Below are 16,058 nucleotides of genomic sequence, written 5' to 3'. Positions count from 1 at the left end.
ATGGAGTACAGATTATTGATAGCAGTTATTACAGGAGTTTGCTTGCTACTTTTTTTGATTTTAAAGCTCAGAATGCAAGCTTTTATTGCTTTGCTTATCGTTTGTATTCAAGTAGGAATTATGGTAGGCTTACCTGTGGATGAAATTTTGAACAGCATAAAAAACGGAATGGGTAGTACCTTGGGTTTTGTAGCTACTGTTGTAGGACTAGGAGCTCTTTTTGGAGGATTACTAGAACATTCTGGAGGAGCACAAGGTTTAGCTAACTATATTTTGAAAATAGCCGGAGAAAAAAATGCTTCATGGGCGCTTATGATTACAGGATTTATCATTGCCATCCCTGTGTTTTTTGATGTTGCTTTTATTATATTGGTTCCTATTGTCTATGCTATTGCCAGAAAAACGAAAAAATCATTATTGCTATATGCTATACCATTGTTAGCCGGATTGGCTATTACGCATAGTTTTATTCCACCGACTCCGGGTCCTGTGGCGGTTGCAGACATTATCGGAGCAAATTTAGGATGGGTTATCATTCTTGGGTTTGCTTGTGGGATTCCTGCCGCTATTATTAGTGGTCCTGTATTCGCTAAGTATATTTCACAAAAAATACAACTTTCGTTACCAGATAAAAATGTTGTTAAAGCTATAGAACAGGATAATTATCCTAATCCTATTATTATTATAGTAATCATAGCATTACCTATTTTATTGATCGTTTTAAAAACAGTTTTGTTAGGAGATTGGTTTGATCAAAACATGCTTCCTCAATCTATTATCTACACCATATCACTTTTGGGGCATCCATTTACAGCACTGATCATTGCAAATGTAATTGCATGGTATGTATTAGGAATACAAAGAGGTACGAGTAAAGATGATTTACTAAAATTATCAATGAAATCCTTTCAACCCGCCGGGGCAATTATATTGCTCACTGGAGCTGGGGGAGCTTTTAAACAAATATTAGTAGATACCAAAGCAGGAGAATTATTAGCTTCTTCTATAGAGAGTTCAAATATTAATCCCTTGTTATTTGCATTTATATTAGCAGCATTAGTAAGAGTATTGCAAGGGTCAGCAACTACAGCAATGATAGCAGCAGCAGGTATTACGGCTCCTATTATAGCAAAAGGAGATTTTAGTACTATACAAACGGCACTTTTTGTAATATCAATTGCTTCTGGGGCTACAATTTTATCTCATGTAAATGATAGTGGATTTTGGCTAGTAGGACAATATCTTGGACTTACAGAAAAACAAACCTTTCGTTCGTGGACAGTTATGACTACCTTGATTGCATGTACAGGGGTACTAGTATCGCTTATATTATGGATGATTTTTTGATTTTTATACAATGAACTCGTTTAAACTTTTTCAATTTGCTAAAAATTGCTCTTTTTAGCCCTGCTATGCAACTCAAAAAAGCCTGTAACAAAACTAAAAACTTCTAATTTTCGCTTAAATCCGAAAAGTTTAAACGAGTTCAATAGAAAATGAGGGTATACACCCTCATCTTCATTACGATCAAAAATTGATTGGTCTCATTTTGATGTATGACATTGTTGTCCAAGATTAGCATCACAATTTTTGATAAGCCTACCTCCGGCGATCATTTGTTGTTGGCTTTTTTCTAACACTTCAATACCTGATACTTCTAATAAGTTTTTAAGCATGATTTGTACTTTTTTTAGATTAATAAATATTCTATGTTTTAAAATTATTTGTATTCTAAACATTATCCTCCACTAGAAATAGTAGAAATAGTGTAGGATTCATTTTTCATAAAAATTTGATTAAAATAAACCCATTTTTAATGTTTTAATGTAAAAGCAATACTTTAACTGAAAAATTCTAATCTTAACTCTCTTATAAATAAAAGAATCATTGTTCTTGTATTTTACTCTTATCAAACTACTGATACTTGTTTTGTATCTAAAGATTAACAATTACATTTGTCTAAAATTCAAAATTCATGGCAGGAAACACTTTTGGAAGTATTTTTAAACTCACTACGTTTGGAGAATCACATGGAGAAGCTATTGGAGGCGTCATAGATGGGTGTCCATCTGGGGTAAAGCTAGATCTAGAGGCTATTCAAGAAGAATTAAATCGACGTAAACCCGGTCAATCTGCTATTGTTACACAACGTAAAGAACCTGATACTGTTGCGTTTTATTCTGGTATTTTTGATGGTATTACAACAGGTACTCCCATAGGTTTTGTAATTAAAAACGCGAATCAAAAATCAAAGGATTATTCTCATATTAAGGATTCTTATCGCCCTTCGCATGCTGATTATACCTATGATCAAAAATATGGAATCAGAGATTATAGAGGAGGAGGTAGGTCTTCTGCAAGAGAAACTGCAAGTAGGGTAGTAGCGGGTGCAATTGCCAAACAAATTCTACCTAATATTTCCATAAATGCTTATGTAAGTGGTGTAGGAAATTTAAAATTAGAAAAACCATATACTGAGCTTGATCTTTCACATACAGAGCAAAATATAGTACGTTGCCCCGATCCAGAAATGGCTCAAACTATGGAAAATTATATCAAACAAATTAGAAAAGAAGGTGATACCGTAGGAGGGATTGTAAGTTGTGTAATTTCTGGAGTTCCTGTTGGATTGGGCGAACCTGTATTTGATAAACTACATGCAGAATTAGGAAAAGCCATGCTTTCTATCAATGCCGTAAAAGGTTTTGAATATGGCAGTGGTTTTGAAGGTGCTCAATTAAAAGGAAGTGAACATAATGACCTTTTTAATAATGATGGTACCACAAAGACCAACCTTTCTGGAGGGATTCAAGGAGGGATTTCTAACGGGATGGATATTTATTTTAATGTTGCCTTTAAACCTGTGGCTACTATAATGCAAAATCAAGAAACTATCGATAAGGATGGTAACACAGTTACAATGCAAGGAAAAGGAAGACATGACCCTTGCGTAGTTCCTAGAGCCGTACCTATCGTTGAGTCTATGGCGGCTTTAGTTCTTGTAGATTATTGGTTAATGAACAGAACTATTAAAAAATAAATTTCTTCCAAATTAAATACTCAAAGTAACTTTATTTTAATCATAGCATACGTAGCATTTACATCTAGATAATTGAGTAAATCTTAATTTATGTGTACTTTTTTTGTTTTTAATTTATATCTTCGACGCTGTTTGTCTTAAAATTTTAAAGAATTCTTATGAAGAAAATTGCATTACATTGGCAAATCATGATCGGAATGGTACTTGGGGTACTATTTGGGTTTTTAATGACAACTGTATCTTGGGGTAAAGGGTTTACAGGCGATTGGATAGCTCCTTTTGGAACTATTTTTGTCAATTTATTAAAACTAATTGCAGTACCATTAATTTTGGCTTCTCTCATTAAAGGAATTTCTGATCTTCAAGATATTTCAAAATTTAGAACTATAGGAGGGCGAACTATACTAATATATATACTTACTACAGTAGTCGCTATTACAATTGGATTACTGATTGTAAATACTTTTAAGCCTGGAAATGGAATCACTCCTGAAACGATAGAAAAACTTACACAAGAATATGCCGGCAATACTAAAATTTCTGAACGTATTGCTGAAGCGGGGAAACAACAGAATAATGGGCCTTTACAATTTGTGATAGATATGGTTCCACAAAATGCTATAAAGGCAATGAGCGATAATAAGATGATGTTGCAAGTAATATTCTTTGCTATTTTTCTAGGTATTAGTATGCTATTGATAAAACCAGAACAAGCAAAACCTCTCAAGAAGTTTTTTGATAGCCTCAATGAAGTGGTTTTAAAAATGGTAGATCTTATTATGCTTACTGCTCCCTTTGCTGTTTTTGCACTTTTGGCGAATGTAGTAGTAACTTCTGATGATCCAGATATTTTATTGGCGCTATTGCGATATGCAAAAGATGTTGTTATTGGATTAGGGTTAATGATAATTTTCTATTGTATCCTAGTTGCTATTTTTACAAAAAAATCACCGATATGGTTTTTAAAACAAATTAGTCCTGCGCAATTATTAGCATTTTCTACAAGTTCTAGTGCAGCCACTTTACCGGTAACTATGGAAAGAGTAGAAGAACACATCGGTGTAGATAAAGAAGTATCTAGTTTTGTACTACCTGTAGGGGCCACTATTAATATGGATGGAACAAGTCTCTACCAAGCAGTAGCTTCGGTATTTATTATGCAGGTTCTTTGGCCTGAAGGATTAACATTTGGTAATCAAATAACAATTGTATTAACAGCTTTACTGGCATCTATAGGTTCTGCGGCAGTTCCTGGGGCAGGTATGGTAATGCTTGTTATTGTTCTTGAAGCAGTTGGTTTTCCGACAGACAAATTACCAATTGGATTAGCGCTTATATTTGCGGTAGATAGACCACTGGATATGTTGCGTACCACAGTTAATGTTACGGGTGATGCTACGGTTTCTATGATTGTAGCGAAATCTGTAGGGAAACTGGGAAATCCAAAGGTCAAAAACTGGGATGATAACTATAACGGATAGATTCTAGGGAGTTTTATTTTTTAAATCTCCAGTTTTTGAGTACATCGAATAAAAAAGGATATTCGAACTCTCTATCTGGATTCCAGATCATGGTTAGTTGTGCTTTTTGCTTGATTTTATCCAATTCTATAGTTTTTATATGTAGTTCTTGTCTATGAAGAGAAGATATTGGTTCTAATGATATTCCTAATCCTGCTTCTACAAGTCTAAAACTAGTACTGGCCGAGTCTGTTTCGTGCACAATTTTAGGAGAAAAACCTGCATCAATACATATTGATCTTAGAATATGTACATAATTAGGCCCATCAGTTATCGATGGAAAAATAAACTCTTCATTAGCAAAAACAGAAAAATCAGAATAATTTGCCTTAGATATTATATGTGTTTCCGGTAATAAAACAACAAAATTATCTATATGTATGACTTTACTATTTAAATTAAAAGGAACCATAGGATTCGTAGCAAAACCGATATCGATTTCATTTTGTTGTAATGCAACATATTGATCACGATTGTTCATTTCTTTTAGTACTGATTTTATCCCTGGTATTTGTTGATTTATCGTTTTTAGAATATCAGGTAGTATCGTCTGCATTATAGAGTGTGTAAACCCTATTTTTATTTCACCTGCTTTACCATTATGGATATTAGCAGTTTGTTTTTTGGTTTTTTCTAACTGACGAATTATTTTTTTTGCTTCTTCTACAAAATATATCCCACTAGGCGTTAAAGACACATTACGTTTATCTCTTTTGAAGATAATTGCTCCGATTTCTTCTTCTAATTGTTTGATTTGCCTGCTTAAAGCAGGTTGTACAATATTAAGTGTGGTCGCAGCACGAGTAAAGTTGAGTTTTTCTGCCAAAACCACAACATTTTTTAATTGTTGCAAATTCATTAATACACTTTTGTTATAAGTTGATCAAAATTAAGTATTTTTTATTATAACTAAGCTTTGCTAATTTAGCATCATAAAAGTAAGAGTACAATCAAGTCTAAATTTGAATGCCATATGCAAAAGTTAGAATCAACTTCTATATTAAATCATGTTTATGATACCCAAAAATTTAGAAAAACAGGGCATGAATTGATTGATACATTAGCTAATTATTTAGAAGATGTAACGACAAATAAAGATCAGCCTGTTATTCCTTATACAAATCCTGAAGAAGAATTAGAATATTGGAAACAAGACTTTGCCTCTAATTCTGATATTTCTGATGTATTTAAGAATATAATTAATCGCTCTATACATGTACATCATCCGAGAAATATGGGGCATCAAGTTGCTGTACCGGCTCCTATTTCTGCATTGACAGGTTTGATTTCGGACCTATTAAGTAATGGTACGGGAGTATATGAAATGGGGATTGCATCTAATGCAATAGAAAAAATAATCACTGATTTTGTGTCTAAAAAGATTGGATTTACTTCTAATGCTTCTGGTTTTTTAACTTCAGGAGGTACCCTAGCCAATCTAACTGCTTTATTAGCCTCAAGAAAAACAAAAGCACCAAATGATGTTTGGAATAACGGAACTAACGAAAAATTAGCAATACTTGTTTCTGAAGAAGCTCATTATTGTATTGACAGAGCAGCAAGAATCATGGGATTGGGAGATGAAGGGATCATTAAGGTTCCTGTGAATGAATATTATAAAATAGATATAAAAGAATTAGAACACAGTTTTAGTCTGGCACAGTCAAAAGGATTACATGTGATCGCAGTGATTGGATGTGCTTGTTCTACTGCTACAGGCTCTTATGATAATCTAAAAGAACTGGCAAACTTTGCCACAAAACATGATATATGGTTTCATGTTGATGGAGCACATGGTGCTGCCGTAGTATTTTCTAATCAATATAAACACTTGATCAATGGTATAGAACATGCCGACTCTGTGGCAATAGATTTTCATAAAATGCTAATGACACCTGCATTAAACACTGCTTTACTTTTCAAAAATGCTGATGATGCATACAGTACATTTGCACAGAAAGCACAATACCTTTGGGAATCTCAGAATACAAGAGAATGGTATAATTCAGGAAAAAGAACTTTTGAGTGTACTAAATTTATGATGTCTATTAAAGTATATAGTATTCTTAAAACATATGGAACAGAAGTTTTTGAAGAAAATGTAGATCATTTATACAAAATGGCAAGAGTGTTTGCAAAAATGCTAGAAGATAGGACAGATTTTGAGCTTTTTATGACTCCTGAGGCAAACATCGTTAATTTTAGATATATACAAAGTGAAAATGGTGACCTTAATACGTTGAATAGTAACATCAGAAAAAGACTATTGGAGTCGGGTAAGTTTTATATCGTACAAACAACAATTAATGATAATTTGTATTTAAGGACAACGCTAATGAATCCTCTAACAACAGAGCAAGATTTGCTAGAGCTTTTAGAGGAGATTAATATAATTGCACTAACATCACATTAAAATAATATTGTTTCTTTTATCATTGTAGAACGGGCATCTAAACAAAGATTTAGATGCCCGTTTTCTTAATTATTTTAAACAAAATTTTATTAATTGATATAGAACTTTACATAGTGTCAATATTTATTTTCTGACTGTTCCTGTAAATACGCTCGCTTTTGAATTAAAAGGATTTCCAGAAGCTCTGCGCATCAATACAATTTGCCCTGCGTGCCATATAGCATCTGCTATAGGGCCATTTATACTGTTCCAAAATGGAAATTCTGAGGTATTCTCATTATTTTTAAAAATAATCTTATATTCCTCCAAATTATTACTTTTCATAAGAATTTCACTTGCCTTTTTAAAATTTTCTAGTGTTTTTTTACGCGCTTCGGCATATGGTAATTTGGGTTCTTTAACATTTGTATCTATTGGAGTTTTAGTTGCTATGTTGAGGATAAATATGGATAAACCATGAATATGCTGAATGGTTTCTTCTGTGCTTCTTGCTTTGTCACTTGGTTTATACATGAGGTCATCTTTAACTAGCCCTTCTGTAGCCCAATAGTATCTAAAACCTAAACCATCTATTAATCTTGAAACAACAGATCCGGCAGTATAGTTTTCAGGATATTGCGGTATTTCATGATATGGTAAATCTTTATTTTGTGAATACATAGAGATACTTAAGAAACTTAAACATAGTAAGAAAAAATGTCTCATTTAAAATCAATTTTAAAGTTAGAATACTACTAAATGTAAGATATGTGTGATTGCAAAAATGCATAATTTTATTGATCTATTGTGTTTTTTATAGTTTTTATATCAAAATAACAGTACATCAAAAAAGTGTATATATTTGATTATCAATAATTATGGTTTTACCGTAATTGTATTTAGGGGAAAACACCCCTTTCATTTTTAGTTAAAGCCCCCTTACATAGTATTATTTCTGGTCTTATTTTTGAGACATAATTCATCACACACCAAACTTTTTTAAAATGAAAAGGCTTTTACTACCCACAATTTTGATAGCATTTGCTATTGTATGTTTAAGTATTATCCATATTGATAATGTAAATAAATTAGATGTACAGTCTAACGAATTAAGAAAAAAACATGAAAATCACAGTGTAGATATTGAACAAGGAGATTCTTCTATGATAGAAGCAAAGATTAAATGAATAACAAAAGATGATTCTTTATCTATTGATCAATAAAAAGAGCTCTAAGTTCGGGGGTTGGTATCATACAGCTTTCTTTTTTGCCAAACCACTTATATCTGTTCTTAGCAACGATATCATAAACCCAGTCTCGTAAAAATTTAGGAAGAATAAGGAAAACAGATAAAAAAGGATATAAACCAGACAGTTGTTTTGCTATATGCAAAGCAGCTGTCGACTTATGGAAATATGTCATTTTTTTCTGTTCAATAAGGAGTATAGAATCCAGTTTTGAAGTGTCAATATTTCTTTGTTCAATTAATTCTTTACCTATATCACTTTGTAAAGAGGCGTACCGAAAAGTATCTTTCTTATCATGTTTGATGATAAAGTTGATCGCATTGTTACAAAGATTACAAACTCCATCAAATAAAATAATTTTTTTCCCTTCTTCTAGCATATCACAAAGATAATTCTAAAATAGAAAACCCTATAATTAATTATGAAATTGTTAAGAACCATCAATTTACGATAATAGAATCGATGACTTCTTGTGTGGTAATCTGTAAATTTTTTGGTAATTTATTATCTTTTGGAATAACAGCAAGATATCGATCATTATTAGAATCATAGACTTGCTTGAAAATGGGATCATCTAATTCTAGAATATCACAAATTTCTTTGATCAGGTCCAAATGGTAGATCAAATCTGTACTACCAAGATGAAAAACTCCTTTTTTATTTCGATTTATTATATAATGAATTTGCTGTGTGAATTTAGAAATTGAAGTAGCGTTAATAATCACATTTGGAAAAACTTCTATAGGAGCTTTTAATTCGTAAAGTGTTTTAATTTCCTGTACTCTCGGAGTAGAAGCACCAAAAATCATTGGAACTCTTGCTATAACATATTTATGGTTAGGCAATCGCATTAAAGCATTTTCTATCTTAATTTTAAACCTACCATATACACTTTCACTTAATGTTTTGTCATATTCGTAAGAAGGATAATTGATAAATGCATCAAATACATTGGCGCTAGATACAAAAATCATTTTTGATTTATGATGTTGTATCCATTTAATAACTTGCTGATGAAAATAAAGTTGAGAATTAAAATTTCCTCTTATAGCAGTAATTATAATAGAAGGTTTAAGATTATCGAGTAAAATAGTGATATCTTCTAACTCCATATCAAATTGAAAAAACTTCTGATTTTTTTCGTAAAAATCATTATCAGTACAATAGGTACCATAGGTATCAAAGTAAGAGTTCAGCTCTTTATAAAGAGCCTTTCCTACAAATCCACTGGCACCTATGATCAAAATCTTTTTCAAACTGATATAAAAAAATTAAGCTTCAAGTAATTACTGTCGTAACCCTGAAACTTAACATACTTATTTTTATTATAAATAGTTTATCCTTTATAAAAAGGTAATTTTACAATTGTAGCGGGTATAACTTTTTTTCTAATTTGTATGTAAACCTTGTTTCCGGGAGCGGCAAGAGAGGTGGGTACATATCCCAATCCAATACCTTTACCTAACGAAGGAGACATCGTACCAGAAGTTACAACTCCAATCTCATTTTGGTCTTCATCAACAATAAGGTAATCTTTTCTAGGAACCCCACGTTCATCTAATTCAAAACCAACTAGTTTTCTTTTTACTCCTTGTTCTTTTTGTATGGCTAGTGCTTCAGAATTAATAAAATCTTTTGAAAATTTAGTGATCCAACCTAATCCGGCTTCAAGAGGAGAGGTTGTATCATTAATATCATTTCCATATAAACAATATCCCATTTCTAAGCGTAAGGTATCTCTAGCAGCAAGACCAATAGGTTTGATTCCAAAAGAAGCTCCCACTTCAAAAACTTTATCCCATATTTGTTTGACTTCAGAGTTTTTACAATAGATTTCAAAACCACCGCTACCAGTATATCCGGTTGCAGATATGATCACATTTTCTATTCCTGCAAAATCTGCGACCTTAAAATTATAAAACTTTATCTCATTAAGATCAACAGATGTTAATTTTTGCAGCGCTTCTATAGCTTTAGGTCCTTGTATTGCTAGCAATGAATATTGATCTGATAAATCTCTCATATCAGCATTCATACTATTTTGACTACTAATCCAATCCCAGTCTTTTTGGATATTTGAAGCATTAACAACCAAAAGATATTTTTCTTCATCTATTTTATAAACAATCAGATCATCCACGATTCCTCCCTTTTCATTAGGAAAACAACTATACTGAGCTTTTCCTACAACGAGTTTCGAAGCGTCATTTGTTGTTACTTTTTGAATAAGTTCTAATGCATTAGGACCTGTGATGAGAAATTCTCCCATGTGAGAAACATCAAAAACACCAACGCCCGATCGTACTGTTTCATGTTCGATATTCACACCTTCGTAAGATACTGGCATATTAAAGCCGGCAAAAGGAACCATTTTGGCACCTAATTCTATATGAGTTTCTGTCAAAGCAGTATTTTGCATAATAAGGATATTTTTATAGGATTAAAAAACCGATGCCGAAAGTAAAAAACTTTGAGTAGCTATACAATGCTTTTATGTTATAATCCCTATAAAATATAATAAGTAATTTCTCTATCTCTTTTATTTATAATGATTTACTGTTAAAATTTCATCTAATTATATATAGTAAGTATACCGTGCTTATACTGTAAATTATTCACTAATAATGAAGGGATTACCGTATCATTTGTATATCAAACAAACAAAAAAGTATCAAAAAAAGAGCTTCAATATTATTAATGTTAATTATTTGTTTCGGTGTCGTTAAAAAAAATATTTATCTTTAGGATGAATTATTCTTGATGTGAATAGGGAATCACAAATAACAAGCGACTTTTTAATTAAGAATATAAGAGAGGGAAATGAAGAAGCATTCAAAATTCTTTTTGAACTCTATTATAGCAAATTGTTGTACGTGGCTCAGAACTATATTTCTAATAAAGAAGATGCCGAAGAAATTGTACAAGATGTATTTGTAAAAATCTGGAAAAAAAGAGCTGACATCAGTATAAATATTAATGGTTACCTGTTTAAGAGCACCAAAAACTCTTGCCTCGATTATCTAAGATCTAAAAAAAATAAATTAAGCCGTTCTAATAATACGCTACAATTAGAAGCGGTTATTAATTATAATGCACTTAGTGATTCGTCTGCCTCTTTACTTTTAGAAAAGGAACTAGAACAAAAAATCTATGCTAGTTTATCACTACTTCCAGAAAAATGTAAACGTGTGTTTATAAAAAGTAGAATCGAAGGGTTAAAAAACAAAGAAATATCAGATGAACTTGATATTTCAATTAAAACGGTAGAGAATCATATGTCTAAAGCCATCAAGCATATGAGACTACATCTTAGAGAATTCTTATCATTTTTCTAAAAAAACAGAAAACTCTCTAGGGGTTAAATCTTTTTTATACGTCTTTATTAGTATAAGGCGATAAAAAATGCAAAAATCACATCTTATACAATATATCAAAGGAACCCTACATCCAGAGGATAAAAAAGCTGTAATTGAATGGATTAGAGAAGATGTAGCGCATCAAAAAGAGTTTAATTTGCTCAAAGCAAATTATATAGCATCTACTATAGAAACTTTGGATGATATTAATATTGATGAACCATTCCATACTGTGCTTTCAAAAAGGAAAAAGAAGAAAAAGAACTATTATGTTGCAGCGGTAGTCATGCTATTGGTATTACCGGCTTTGGGATGGTATTTTTCCTCTTCTTCAAGTAACACTCTTATTGCTGATGTATCCAACTTATTTAATTTTAATACAGAAATAATTCATACAGAGTATGGGGATCATAAAACAATAAAGCTTCCTGATGGTTCTATTGCAATTTTGAATTCTGGAAGCCAATTAGAATATCCAAAAACCTTTAATGATACTATTCGAGCCGTAACGCTTACGGGGGAAGCATTTTTTGATGTAAAAAAAGATTCTAGCAAACCCTTTATTGTTACAACAGAAACGCTAAAAATTAAAGTTTTAGGTACATCTTTTAATATTAAATCATATCCAAAAGATGAAAATATAGAAACTACATTAGTCAGCGGTAAAGTTGAAGTCCATGAACAGAAAAACAAAGCCCCTGTGACTTTATTACCATCTCAAAGAGCAATTTTTAATAAAACTCAAAACAAAATTGAAGTTGATCAAGTTGATTCTCAAAAGATAGTTGCCTGGCGACAAGGAAAACTGATTTTTGATAAAACACCTCTTAAAGATGTAGTTTCTGATCTAAGTAGAAAATATGATATACAATTTGTAATCAAATCAGATTCACTTTTGCAATATAAATACACAGGAGAATTTGATAACCTATCATTAGAAGAAGTTCTGGAAGTATTAAAAATATCTTCTCCAATTAATTATAAACACATAAATAATAAAATTATGCTCAATTCTGAATAATAAAAACAAAAAGAGAGTGCGGCAACACTCTCTTTAAAAGTCATTTAATTAGATCCAAAGTAGAATAATTAAAATCATATAAAATTATGAAAAAAAACTTTCATGGTGTTTTTATACCTAAAAAACATCTTATTAGAATTATGAAAATCTATTCGCTTCTTATTTGTATTACTATTGCGAAGTTGTTTTCATCTACTACATATTCTCAAAATATTTCAATTCATTTAGACAAAGTAACACTACAAAATGCAATTAAAGAGATAGAAGGTAAGAGTGAATATCATTTTTTCTATAATAACAATTTGATTGATATCTCTAAAAAAGTATCACTCAAAGCAAAAAATGAAAGAATAGAGAAAATCCTTAGAGAATTACTTAGTGATACAAATATCAACTTCAAGATTTATAAAAATCAAATCGTTTTGTTTCCCAAAAATGTAAAATCAACTGGGCAGACAATGAAAAACCTTATCGATTTGGTAGCCAAAAATTCTAGAAGTTCTATAGTGGTAAATAGCCCTCCCAAAAAGAGTACGGTACAAAATAAAGTATCTGGAACTGTCATTTCAGAAGAAGGACTACCCCTGCCAGGAGTTAATGTTGTTGTAAAAAACTCAAATAAAGGAACATTAACAGATTTTGATGGTAAATATTCTTTAGAAGCTAATATAGGAGATACTCTAGTGTTTTCTTATGTGGGATTTACCACAGAAGAAGTCATTATAAATACCAGAACTGTAAATATTACACTCAAAGCAGATGTAAGTGACCTTGGAGAAGTTGTTGTAACGGGATATGCTGTACAAAGAAAATCTAGAGTTACCGGTGCAGCAGTAACTGTAAAAGCAGATTTAATTCAAGGAAATCCAAGATCTGTAATTCAAGAAAGTTTACAAGGAAGTGTTGCAGGGTTACAAATTGTTTCTGGAACTGGTCAACCTGGTGTGAATCCTGATGTTAGAATACGAGGAACAGGATCTTTTGATGACGATTTTGGAGATGGAAACGATACTTCTGCACCTCTTTATATCCTTGATGGTTTACAAGTTAGTTCAGCTACTATAGCTTCTATAAATCCTGGGGATGTCGTAAATATAACAGTATTAAAAGACGCTGCTTCTACTTCTATTTATGGAGCAAGAGGGGCGAATGGAGTTATTGTAGTAACGACTGCTAAAGGAAAAGCCGGTAAGACAGTCGTTCGGTATAGTACACAAACTGGTTTTTCGTCTCCCACTGTTGCGAGCCAATTTAAACCTCTCTCTACACCAGAATTACAAGAATTATTGACAGAAGGGGCTATCAACGCAGGGTTTGCTAATAATCAATCAGAAGCGCTTCAGTTTATCATTGATAATGCCAATTTTAATCCTGATGTCAATACAGATTGGTATGATGAAATTATAAGAACAGGAGTGTATACCCAACATGATTTATCTATTTCCGGAGGTGGAGATAATACTCAGTTTTTTCTTTCAGGAGGGTATTTTAATCAGGAAGGTGTTGTAGCATCGTCTGATTTTGAAAGGATGAATGCACGATTAAGAATTAATCATAAACTAAATGATAGAATAAAATTTGATGCTAATCTTTCTTATAACAAAGACATAACCAATACAAGGCCGGATGGAGGTAATGATGAAAATCCGATAAGAGCTTTGTATAGAGTACGATCAGATCAATCAGTATTTAATCCCGATGGTAGTTTTAATTTAAGTTTTAATGATGAGCATAATCCTTTGGCATTAGCTGAAGCAGAAACTCGAAGAGATATAAGGCATAGAATTCTAGGAGGGTTTAATGGAGTGTTTCAAATTGCGAAAGGGCTGAGTTTACAAGGATTAGTAAGTATGAATACTACTGTATTGGATGAATTTATAAGACTCCCAGCAACATTTAGTGATTCTGCTGATTTTAATGGTATTGGTGAGCAAGATACTGATATTCTTTTTGATTATACAGCTCGAGGACTGATTCGATATACAAATACATTTGGAGAAAATCATTCGATTACTGCTTTCGGAGGGTACGAAGTCACAAAATCAAATGATAAAAGAACAGATATCGAGGTCAATCAAATACTAGATACGTTTAATGATCTCGAAAATGCTACGCAACCCATAGAAGCTTCTACGCGAACGATAAGAGACGGGATTAATTCTGTATTTATAAATGGAGAATATTCCTTCAATGATACCTACCTGATTAGTGGTTCTTTACGCCGAGATGGTTCTTCAAGATTTTCTGATGCTAATCAATTTGGAACTTTCTGGTCTGTAGGTTTAGGATGGAATTTGGCAAAAGAAAACTTTATGCAAAATCAGAATATCTTTAATGACCTAAAATTTAGAGGAAGTTATGGAATCAATGGTAATGATAATATAAGACGTAATGGTTTTTTAACTACTTTTTCAACCAATAATTATAATGATTTGCCAGGCTTTTTCTTTCAGCAATTAGGTAATCCTGATCTAAAATGGGAAGAAAACAAAACATTAGATCTTGGTTTGGATTTTTCTTTGTTTAATTCTAGAATAAGAGGAACTTTTGATTGGTATACTCGTACTACAGATGGATTATTAAGAGAGAGACAAATATCGGCTGTAAATGCTAGTTTATTTATCACAGAAAATATTGGAGAAGTAGAAAACTCGGGATACGAAATCGAGTTAAACACAAAAAATATTGTGTCAAGTAATGGTAGTGGTTTTGAATGGGATACAGATTTAACTTTCAGTACCAACAAAAATGAAGTAAAAATACTAGACAATACAGAGTCGGGATTACCAATTATAAACGGAACATCAATTATTGCCGTTGGAGAAGATATCAATTCTTTCTTTTTACCTATTTATGCGGGAGTAGATCCTGCAAATGGAGAAGCCTTGTGGTATACCGATGGAACAAGAACAGAAGTAACCAATAATTATGGAGATGCCGAGCGGGCAATTGCAGGAAATGCCTCTCCTGATTTTTATGCAGCTTTACGTAACACATTTAGATACAAGGGTTTTACTTTAGGATTTCAATTTTATTCTTCTTGGGGAGGAAATATTTATGATACATGGGGAAGATTTACAAATAGTGATGGTAGCCGAGCAAATTCACCAATTGGAAATGTAAACAGAGGAACTTTTGAAAGAAGATGGAGACAACCTGGTGATGTAACAGATGTTCCTGCCTTTGTTTTTGGAAACTCACAAACAGGTGAGTCTAATCAGGCTTCTACAAGGTTTTTATATGATGGTAGTTATGTTAGACTTAGAGAAGTTGAATTAGCATATACTTTTCAACCAGATGTTATTTCTCGTCTTTCGTTAACCAACTTGAAAATGTATCTAAAAGCAAATAATTTATGGACATATATACATGATGATAGGTTAGAAAGAGATCCTGAAGCAGGACTAAGGGGGAGGTTAGATCAAAACATACCTCTTGTTAAAACGATATTCTTTGGTTTAGATCTTTCATTTTAAAAAAAA

At 32.0% G+C, this 16,058-nt stretch carries 14 protein-coding genes; 8 read left to right on the top strand and 6 right to left on the bottom strand.

Annotated elements, in window-relative coordinates; genetic code table 11:
• Positions 1-1,347 (top strand): GntP family permease, encoded by a 1,347-nt coding sequence (locus tag FHK87_RS01970; RefSeq protein ID WP_140589155.1) that lies wholly within the window; start codon positions 1-3, stop codon positions 1,345-1,347.
• Positions 1,348-1,544: 197 nt separating this feature from the next.
• On the opposite strand, the gene FHK87_RS26510 is transcribed toward FHK87_RS01970, so the two are convergent.
• Complete coding sequence (locus FHK87_RS26510; RefSeq protein ID WP_262711238.1) at positions 1,545-1,676, bottom strand: hypothetical protein; 132 nt, start codon at positions 1,674-1,676, stop codon at positions 1,545-1,547.
• 299 nt (positions 1,677-1,975) lie between these two features.
• Between FHK87_RS26510 and aroC the strand changes: the two genes are divergently transcribed.
• Positions 1,976-3,040 (top strand): chorismate synthase, encoded by a 1,065-nt coding sequence (gene aroC / locus FHK87_RS01965; protein WP_140589152.1) that lies wholly within the window; start codon positions 1,976-1,978, stop codon positions 3,038-3,040.
• Positions 3,041-3,198: 158 nt separating this feature from the next.
• Complete coding sequence (locus tag FHK87_RS01960) at positions 3,199-4,521, top strand: dicarboxylate/amino acid:cation symporter (protein ID WP_140589150.1); 1,323 nt, start codon at positions 3,199-3,201, stop codon at positions 4,519-4,521.
• A gap of 13 nt (positions 4,522-4,534) precedes the next feature.
• On the opposite strand, the gene FHK87_RS01955 is transcribed toward FHK87_RS01960, so the two are convergent.
• Positions 4,535-5,419 (bottom strand): LysR family transcriptional regulator, encoded by an 885-nt coding sequence (locus FHK87_RS01955; protein ID WP_140589148.1) that lies wholly within the window; start codon positions 5,417-5,419, stop codon positions 4,535-4,537.
• Between the two features lie 114 nt (positions 5,420-5,533).
• Here FHK87_RS01955 and FHK87_RS01950 point away from each other — a divergent pair, with 114 nt between their 5' ends.
• Positions 5,534-6,973 (top strand): pyridoxal phosphate-dependent decarboxylase family protein, encoded by a 1,440-nt coding sequence (locus tag FHK87_RS01950; RefSeq protein WP_140589146.1) that lies wholly within the window; start codon positions 5,534-5,536, stop codon positions 6,971-6,973.
• Positions 6,974-7,096: 123 nt separating this feature from the next.
• Here the strand turns inward: FHK87_RS01950 and FHK87_RS01945 are convergent, their stop codons facing one another.
• Positions 7,097-7,678 carry a DinB family protein gene (locus FHK87_RS01945; RefSeq protein ID WP_140589143.1) on the bottom strand — a complete coding sequence of 194 codons (582 nt, stop codon included), beginning with the start codon at positions 7,676-7,678 and terminating at the stop codon, positions 7,097-7,099.
• A gap of 278 nt (positions 7,679-7,956) precedes the next feature.
• On the opposite strand from FHK87_RS01945, the gene FHK87_RS01940 reads away from it, so the two are divergent.
• The gene (locus tag FHK87_RS01940; RefSeq protein WP_140589141.1) at positions 7,957-8,139 is read left to right on the top strand and encodes a hypothetical protein; all 183 of its coding nucleotides are present in this window, start codon (positions 7,957-7,959) and stop codon (positions 8,137-8,139) included.
• A 22-nt stretch (positions 8,140-8,161) separates the two neighbouring features.
• Here FHK87_RS01940 and FHK87_RS01935 read toward each other — a convergent pair whose 3' ends face one another.
• The 3 genes from FHK87_RS01935 to gcvT form a co-directional block, all read right to left on the bottom strand.
• Entirely contained in the window at positions 8,162-8,578 is a 417-nt protein-coding gene (locus FHK87_RS01935) for a thiol-disulfide oxidoreductase DCC family protein (RefSeq protein WP_140589139.1), read from the bottom strand.
• A 61-nt stretch (positions 8,579-8,639) separates the two neighbouring features.
• Positions 8,640-9,455 (bottom strand): sugar nucleotide-binding protein, encoded by an 816-nt coding sequence (locus FHK87_RS01930; protein ID WP_140589136.1) that lies wholly within the window; start codon positions 9,453-9,455, stop codon positions 8,640-8,642.
• Between the two features lie 80 nt (positions 9,456-9,535).
• Positions 9,536-10,618: a glycine cleavage system aminomethyltransferase GcvT gene (gene gcvT / locus FHK87_RS01925; protein WP_140589134.1), complete on the bottom strand. Its 1,083-nt coding sequence runs from the start codon at positions 10,616-10,618 to the stop codon at positions 9,536-9,538.
• A 343-nt stretch (positions 10,619-10,961) separates the two neighbouring features.
• On the opposite strand from gcvT, the gene FHK87_RS01920 reads away from it, so the two are divergent.
• The 3 genes from FHK87_RS01920 to FHK87_RS01910 all read left to right on the top strand — a co-directional run bounded on the left by FHK87_RS01920 (position 10,962) and on the right by FHK87_RS01910 (position 16,052).
• Positions 10,962-11,534, top strand: a complete 573-nt coding sequence (locus FHK87_RS01920; RefSeq protein WP_226293995.1) for an RNA polymerase sigma-70 factor — start codon at positions 10,962-10,964, stop codon at positions 11,532-11,534.
• Positions 11,535-11,601: 67 nt separating this feature from the next.
• The gene (locus FHK87_RS01915) at positions 11,602-12,576 is read left to right on the top strand and encodes a FecR family protein (protein ID WP_140589130.1); all 975 of its coding nucleotides are present in this window, start codon (positions 11,602-11,604) and stop codon (positions 12,574-12,576) included.
• A gap of 86 nt (positions 12,577-12,662) precedes the next feature.
• The gene (locus FHK87_RS01910; RefSeq protein WP_140589127.1) at positions 12,663-16,052 is read left to right on the top strand and encodes a TonB-dependent receptor; all 3,390 of its coding nucleotides are present in this window, start codon (positions 12,663-12,665) and stop codon (positions 16,050-16,052) included.
• Positions 16,053-16,058: the final 6 nt, after the last annotated feature.

The sequence above is a fragment of the Aquimarina algicola genome, from assembly GCF_006443095.1.
Taxonomy (GTDB): domain Bacteria; phylum Bacteroidota; class Bacteroidia; order Flavobacteriales; family Flavobacteriaceae; genus Aquimarina; species Aquimarina algicola.
The sequence above is the reverse complement of the archived record's forward strand: the minus strand, read 5'-3'. Positions and strand labels throughout refer to the sequence as shown.